Raw genomic sequence first — 6,745 nt, forward strand, 5'->3', positions numbered from 1 at the left:
TCAGGCCTTTCGTGTCTCGAGGGTCTTGGCGAAGCCGCCGGGCTTGACGACGAGCAGCAGGATCATGACGACCCACGGCAGCATGGAGGCGAATCCCTGGCCCATGCTCTCGGGGGCGTAGCCGGCGGCGTAGGTCTGTACCAGGCCGAGCGCCAGGCCGCCGTAGACGCACCCGGGCAGCGAGGACAGGCCGCCGAGGATCAGCGCGGGCAGGGCCGAGAACGCGATCTGGTCCAGGTTGGGAACCAGCCCGCCGCCCATTTCCGTGGCCAGCATCATTCCGGCCAGCACCGACGCCGCGCTGCACATGGCCCAGGCGGTGGCGGAAATGACGTGCGGGTTCACGCCCTGGGCGCGGGCCGCCTCGGGGTCGCTCGCCACCGCGCGCATGCCCACGCCGACGCGGGTGTGCTGGATGACCAGGTAGAAGACGGCCAGCAGCGCCAGGCTCAGCCCGAGCGCCCAGATGTCCCGCACCGCGATCGCGACCCCGCCAAGCCGGACCAGGCTCAGCCCCCAGGGGTCCTCGATCAGGTAGTTCAGCGGCCCCCAGATGCTCACCACCGCGGCCTGGGCCAGCGAGATCAGTCCGAGGCTGACCAGGAGCACCGAGAGGTGCTCGATCGAGCGGTGTCCCTTGCCGCCGAGCCGGGAGAAGAGCAGCCGCTCCCCGGCCAGCCCGAGCGCGGCGCACACGATCGCCGCCAGCGCCACGGCCAGCACGAAGTTCAGCGACCACAGCACGTGGAACTGGTAGGTGAGGTAGGCACCCAGCAGCACCAGGGCTCCGGGGAACATGTTGAAGTGGCCGGTGGCCTTGAGCAGCACCGCGAAGCCGATGGCGACCAGGGCGTAGAGGATGCCCAAGGACAGGCCGGACACGGTGAGTTGGATCAGGTTGGTCACCGGGTTCCTCCTTGCAGCTGGGGCTCCGCCGTGGTGCCGGCGCCCGTGGGGGCGCCGAGGTAGGCGGAGATGAATCGTTCGTTGTGCCGGATCTCCTCGGGGGTGCCGACGCCGATGACCTCACCGAAGTCGAGCGCGAGGATGCGGTCGGAAATGCGCATGACCATCGGCACGTCGTGCTCGATCATGACGATGGTCAGGCCCATGCGGTCCTTGAGCTCGAGGACGAAGTCGACGAATTGGTCGGTTTCCTCGTGGTTCATGCCGGCGACGGGTTCGTCCAGCAGCAGCAGCTTTGGACCGGACGCCACCGCCTTGGCGATTTCGACGCGCTTGCGGATGCCGTAGGGCAGCGTGTCGACGGTCGCGTCGCGGTAGGCGCCCAGGCCCAGCAGGTCGACCAGCCCGTCGGCCCGCGCCCTCGCCTGCCGTTCGGAGCGGAACGTCCGCGGCCAGCGCAGGGCGGCCGACAGCGCCCCGCCGCTGATCTGGCGGTGTCCGCCGACCAGGATGTTCTCGGTGACGCTCATCGACCCGAAGAGGCCGAGGTTCTGGAAGGTGCGCGCCACCCCGAGTTCGGCGATCTCGTGCGGACGCCGGCCCAGGAGCTCGGTCCCCTCCACGGTGACCGACCCCGCGGGCTTGACCAGCCCGCTGAGGCAGTTGAAGAGCGAGGTCTTCCCGGCCCCGTTGGGACCAAGGATGCCGAAGAACTCGCCTTCGCGGACCTCGAAGCCGACCTCGTTCAGCGCGCGCACGCCGCCGAAGGACAGCGTCAGCGCTTCGACACGGAGCATCATGGCAGGACCTTCTCTCGGGGGACGGCGACCGGCTCGCCCGCGGACCCCAGGTAGAGGTCGCGCAGCCGGTCATCGGCCATCAGGGCGGCCGCGGGCCCGTGGTGGGCCACCCGGCGGCTTTCCAGCACGTAGGCGTAGTCGGCGACGGGCAGGGCTGTCGAGACGTTCTGTTCGATGAGCAGCACGCTGCATCCGCGCTCGTTGATCTGCGTGACCATCTGCATGATCTGGGCGACGATCAGTGGCGCCAGCCCCAGCGATGGCTCGTCGAGCAGCAGCAGGCGTGGGCCCTGCATCAGCGCCCGTCCCACGGCCAGCATCTGCTGTTCACCTCCGGAAAGGAGGCCGGCGGCCAGTTCGCGCTTCTTCCCTAGAACCGGGAAGAGCCCGTAGATCTCCTCCATGGTGCGTGCCGTCTGCGCCCGCGGGCGGGTGTAGCCACCCGCCCGCAGGTTGTCCGCAACGCTCAGGTCGGCAAAGATGCGCCGGCCCTCCAGGGAGATCGAGATGCCGGCCGCGACGCGCTTCCAGGACGGTGCGCCGGTGATGTCGCGGCCGGCGTAGCGGATTGAACCGCCCTTGACGGTGCCGCCGTGCATGCCCAGCAGTCCCGAGATGGCTCGCAGCAGGGTGGTCTTGCCGGCCCCGTTGACCCCGAGCAGGGCGACGATCTCGCCTTCGTGCACCGTCAGCCCGACGTCCTCGAGCGCGACGATGGACCCGCCGCTGTAGCTGACCGAGAGCCGATCGACGGCCAGGAGCTCGGTGCCGGCGCGATCCGTGCGCGGTTGCGCCGCGGCCTTGGCCTCGCTCATGGTTTCCCCTCCCCCGCGCCATGGGTCACGGCACGATGCGTCACTGCGCAAATCGTCACTTTGCGGCCACGGACTCGTTGTATTCGGCGGCGACGGTCGACTCGTAGCCGTACTTCTTGAGCTTCAGCCCCGTCGGGGAGGAGCTGTCCACGGTGAAGATGGACATGCTGCTGCCGGAACGCCGTTCCGCGGGGCTGGCGCCGTAGGTGAAGGTGCCGCCGGCCAGGCCCAAGTCGTCGACGGTTCCGAGCGAGGCCGCCACCTCCAGCAGGTGCTCGCGCGAGAGGTCGCCGTCGGCGATGGCCCGCTCAAGCACCGCCGTCGTCGTCTTCGCCGCCATGTAGCCGGTCTGGTAGCTGTTGGCCATCGGCTTGGCCGAGGGATCCAGCGCCGCGATGTCCTCTTCCATCTGGACCTGCCCGGGCGCGGAGTCGTCTCCCCATTCGGTGCCGGTGACCAGGAAGCGGACGTTGTCCTTGATGTAGTCGGCCGCGGCGCCGGTGGCCAGCGAGGCGTTGTAGGCGGTGTTGCCGGCGATCCAGTCCGCCTGGAAGTCCAGCTGGACGGCGCGCACGGCCGCGTTCTGCACGACGGCGCCGACGCCGCCGAGGTCGACGACCTCGCAGCCGGCACTCTTGAGCTTGGAGATCTGCGGGGTGAAGTCCTGCAGCGTGTTCGGGTAGCGCACCGTGGCGCCTGTGGTCAGCCCGAGCTTCTCGGTGGCGTACTCGAAGGATTCCACCACCTCCGCGCCGAAGTCGCTGTCCTCGGCCAGCACGCAGTACACCGCGTCCTTCTTGCCTTCGTCGTTGGCCATGTAGTCCAGCGCCGCCGTGTGGTAGATGCCGTAGAAGGGGCCGAACGGGAGCAGGTTCGGCTCGGTCAGCAGCTTCTGGTCGGAGGAGGCGGGCACGGCCAGCATGTCATCGGCCTTCAGCTGCGGCAGCAGCGCCTTGTTGATGGCGGTGCCCAGCACGTTGGTGAACATCAGGACGTCGTTCTTCAGCGAGCTGTACAGCGGAACGGCCACCGAGGGGTTGTATTCGGTGTCCACGTTCTTCACCTTTACCGTGAATCCCTCAAGCGGGCCGCCGGGCTGCGTGGCGCGGTGGAAGTAGGCCTCGGATCCGACGATGTTGGTGGCGGCGGGGGCCCAGATCCCGGAGACGGGAACCATCGATCCGACGGTGATGGTCTTGGTGGCGGCATCGAAGCCGGGAACGCTCACCAGTTCCTTGGGGCCTTCGTTGGCCGCTCCTTCGGGCGAAACGGTGTTGCCGGCGCAGCCGGTCAGAAGCAGGGCGGCGGTGGCCGCCAGGGCAAGAACACGTCGTTGGGCATGCATCAGGGAAGGCTCCTTCAGGGTCGTGTGTTGGTCAGAGGCGAGTGGTGGTGCTCAGTTGGACGGGATGACGGGAAGGGTGATGTAGCTGGGGCGGTCGCGGTCAAGGAAAACGGCCTGGTCGGCCGGCGCCAGGTCCTCCGCCTGGACGCTTCCGGCGGGTTTGCCGCTGCCGGAGTTCCGGTCGTAGCAGGGGAAGTTCGAGCTGGCGACGTCGACCCGGATGCGGTGCCCGCGGCGGAAGAGCTGGCTCGTGGCCACCAGGTCGATCTCGTAGCGGGCCACCTCGCCCGGGACCACCGGCTGCGGCTCATCCATGCCCCCGCGGTAGCGGGCGCGGACGATCCCGTCGGTGACCGCCATGGCCCGGCCGTCGGGCCAGACGTCGATGAGCTTTGCGGTGAAGTCGGTGTCGGCGGCGCTGGTGGAAGCGTGCAGCGTTACGGTCACCGGACCGGTGACCTCCACGTCCTCCTCCAGCGGGTCGCTGCTGAAGCGCAGGATGTCCTCGCGCCCGTCAAGCCGGCGCTGGTCGCGGGATCCGGGCATGTACTCGGCGCCGCCGTCGAGCCCGCCGCCGATGAGCGTGGCGCCGCCGATGGTGGGGACCGGATCGTGCGGGTCGTGGCGGTAGGTGCGCGGGGCCGCGTCCTCGTGCGGTGCCGCGGTGCCGAGGCCCGCGTCGGGGTGCAGGTACCAGCGCTGCCAGTCGGTGCGGGCCAACGGCCACTCGTTCTCCTGGCGCCACACGTTGGCGCCCATCACGAACAGCTGCACGGGCGGCAGGGAGGAGTCCAGGCCCTCGACGCTTTCGCGGAGGAACCGCAGCTGCTGCGCCTCCAGCCCGATGGCCGCCGCGGCCCCGGACCCGAAGAACATTTCGCCGGCGGCACCGGTCTGGTCGGCGTGGGTCCAGGGCCCGATGATCAGGTGCTGGCCGCGGCGCACCGACTCGTCGGTGGCCCGGGTGGAGATCTCCACGAAATTGTCGAGCGTGCCGCCGAGGAACAGGTCGAACCAGCCTCCAACGTGCAGGCCGGGCACGGCCGTGCCGGAGCGGCGGTCCGCGTAGCTGATCCGCTCCCAGTAGGCGGGCTCGTTTTCCTGCTCCAGCCAGGTGGTCCAGCTCGGGACCAGGTCGGACACGCCGGTCAGCGCGGTCAACGGCAGCGTCCGGTAGGCGGCGTCCGGGTTGGCCGCCACGGCGCCGAAGGCTGCGGCGTGGGCGCCCACGTCCTCGCCCCGTGCGCGCCGGTCGCCGAGGGTCTGGGCCGCCTTGAGCAGGTGCCAGCCCAGGCCCTGGCCCAGCTGCAGCGCGCCCTGGCGGAAGACCAGGCCGTCGCGGTAGTCGTTGGTGGCCACGATCGGAACGATGGCCCGCAGCCCGGCGGGAGCGTGTCCGCTGACCGCCAGCTGCGACATCCCCAGGTAGGAGGGCCCGAACATCGCGATGCGGCCGTCACACCAGGGCTGTTCGAGGATCCAGGCCAGCGTGTCCAGGCCATCGGCGCCCTCGTTTTCGAACGCGTGCAGCTCCCCCTCGGAGCCTGCGGTGCCGCGGCAGTTCTGGACCAGCACGGCGAAGCCCTCGGCGAGCGCGGGGAGCACCGGAAGCGACCGGCTCATGGGCTCGCTGTAGGGGGTGCGCACCAGGATGACGGGATGCCCGCCGCCGGCGGCCGGCCGGTAGAGGGTGGCGGCGAGGGCGACGCCGTCGCGCATGGGCACCCGGATCGTCTCGATGCCGGTGGTCCCGAGGACCTCAAGGGTGGACTTCACTGTGACTCCCGCTCTGCACAAGATGCCGCTGTAGGTGGTGGGGACGTGGCGGTCGGCGGCCATCTTCCGGGGAAGTGTGAGCTGCCACACACACCATAGCCACGGGCTCAGGTGCGTTTTTGTCTCAATTTGAGACTCGATTCGGCGTCCGGTTGAAGGCGCGCGAAGGGACGGCAACGACGCCGGCGGCGCGGGGCCCCGGCGAGCGTCGCCCCTTTTCCTCAGTGGCCTGTTTTAATCAGCGACCATGGGTACGGGTTCCGGCGAAGGCTGGAAGCCCCCGCCGGAACCCGCCCCGCCGGCCGGAACATGCCCGGCCGAATCGCAATCGGCCGCGGGCGTCAGGCGGCCACGTAGCCGTTCGGGTCGAGCACGAACTTGGTCGCGGCGCCGGCGTCGAACTCGGCGTAGGCCTCCGGCGCCCGCTCCAGGCCGATCGCAGTGGCGTTGACCGCCTTGGCGATGTGGATCCGGTCGTGCAGGATCGCCATCATCAGCTGCCGGTTGTACTTCATCACCGGGCACTGGCCGGTGGCGAAGGACAGCGACTTGGCCCAGCCGGTCCCGAGGCTCAGGGAGAGGCTGCCGCGCTGCGCGGCAGCGTCCACCGCGCCGGGGTCCCCGGTGACGTAGAGCCCGGGAATGCCGATCCCGCCGCCGGCCACGGTCAGGTCCATCAGCGAGTTCAGCACCGTGGCAGGGGCCTCGGCCGCAGCGTGCCCGTGGCCGTGCCCGCGGGCCTCGAAGCCGACGGCGTCGATGCCGCAGTCGACCTCCGGGACCCCCAGGAGCTGTTCGATCTGGTCGGCGGGGTCCCCTTCGCCCACGTTGATGGCCTCGCACCCGAAGGAGCGGGCCTGGGCCAGGCGGTCCTCGTTCATGTCGCCGACGATGACGACGGCGGCGCCGAGCAGCTGTGCGCTGGCGGCGGCGGCCAGCCCGACGGGTCCGGCGCCGGCCACGTAGACCGTGGAGCCGACCCCGACCCCGGCGGTCACGGCGCCGTGGAAGCCGGTGGGCAGGATGTCGGAGAGCATGGTCAGGTCCATGATCTTCTCGAGCGCCTGGTCCCGGTCGGGGAACCTGAGCAGGTTCCAGTCCGC

The 6,745-nt window shown here is 70.0% G+C and carries 6 protein-coding genes; all 6 read right to left on the reverse strand.

What is annotated here, in order from left to right; genetic code table 11:
• Nucleotides 1-906 (reverse strand): branched-chain amino acid ABC transporter permease, encoded by a 906-nt coding sequence (locus tag ABD912_RS16085; protein WP_345152344.1) that lies wholly within the window; start codon nt 904-906, stop codon nt 1-3.
• A complete protein-coding gene (locus ABD912_RS16090) occupies nt 903-1,706 on the reverse strand; it encodes an ABC transporter ATP-binding protein (RefSeq protein ID WP_345152347.1) in 804 nt (267 codons plus the stop codon). Before ABD912_RS16090 ends, ABD912_RS16085 begins: the two co-directional genes overlap by 4 nt.
• Nucleotides 1,703-2,521 carry an ABC transporter ATP-binding protein gene (locus tag ABD912_RS16095; protein ID WP_345152349.1) on the reverse strand — a complete coding sequence of 273 codons (819 nt, stop codon included), beginning with the start codon at nt 2,519-2,521 and terminating at the stop codon, nt 1,703-1,705. Before ABD912_RS16095 ends, ABD912_RS16090 begins: the two co-directional genes overlap by 4 nt.
• A gap of 55 nt (nt 2,522-2,576) precedes the next feature.
• Nucleotides 2,577-3,866: an ABC transporter substrate-binding protein gene (locus tag ABD912_RS16100; RefSeq protein ID WP_345152351.1), complete on the reverse strand. Its 1,290-nt coding sequence runs from the start codon at nt 3,864-3,866 to the stop codon at nt 2,577-2,579.
• Nucleotides 3,867-3,917: 51 nt separating this feature from the next.
• On the reverse strand, nt 3,918-5,642 hold the full coding sequence (locus ABD912_RS16105; RefSeq protein WP_345152353.1) for a CocE/NonD family hydrolase: 1,725 nt from the start codon (nt 5,640-5,642) through the stop codon (nt 3,918-3,920).
• Nucleotides 5,643-5,983: 341 nt separating this feature from the next.
• The coding region (locus tag ABD912_RS16110; protein WP_345152355.1) for a zinc-binding dehydrogenase at nt 5,984-6,745 on the reverse strand (762 nt) is incomplete at its 5' end.

It is taken from the genome of Arthrobacter ginkgonis, assembly GCF_039540195.1.
GTDB classification, from domain to species: domain Bacteria; phylum Actinomycetota; class Actinomycetes; order Actinomycetales; family Micrococcaceae; genus Zafaria; species Zafaria ginkgonis.

Excerpts from the sequence above, each read along its gene's own strand:
- ABD912_RS16100 (WP_345152351.1), bottom strand. The coding sequence starts at position 3,866 with ATGCATGCCCAACGACGTGTTCTTGCCCTGGCGGCCACCGCCGCCCTG.
- ABD912_RS16090 (WP_345152347.1), bottom strand. The coding sequence starts at position 1,706 with ATGATGCTCCGTGTCGAAGCGCTGACGCTGTCCTTCGGCGGCGTGCGC.
- ABD912_RS16095 (WP_345152349.1), bottom strand. The coding sequence starts at position 2,521 with ATGAGCGAGGCCAAGGCCGCGGCGCAACCGCGCACGGATCGCGCCGGC.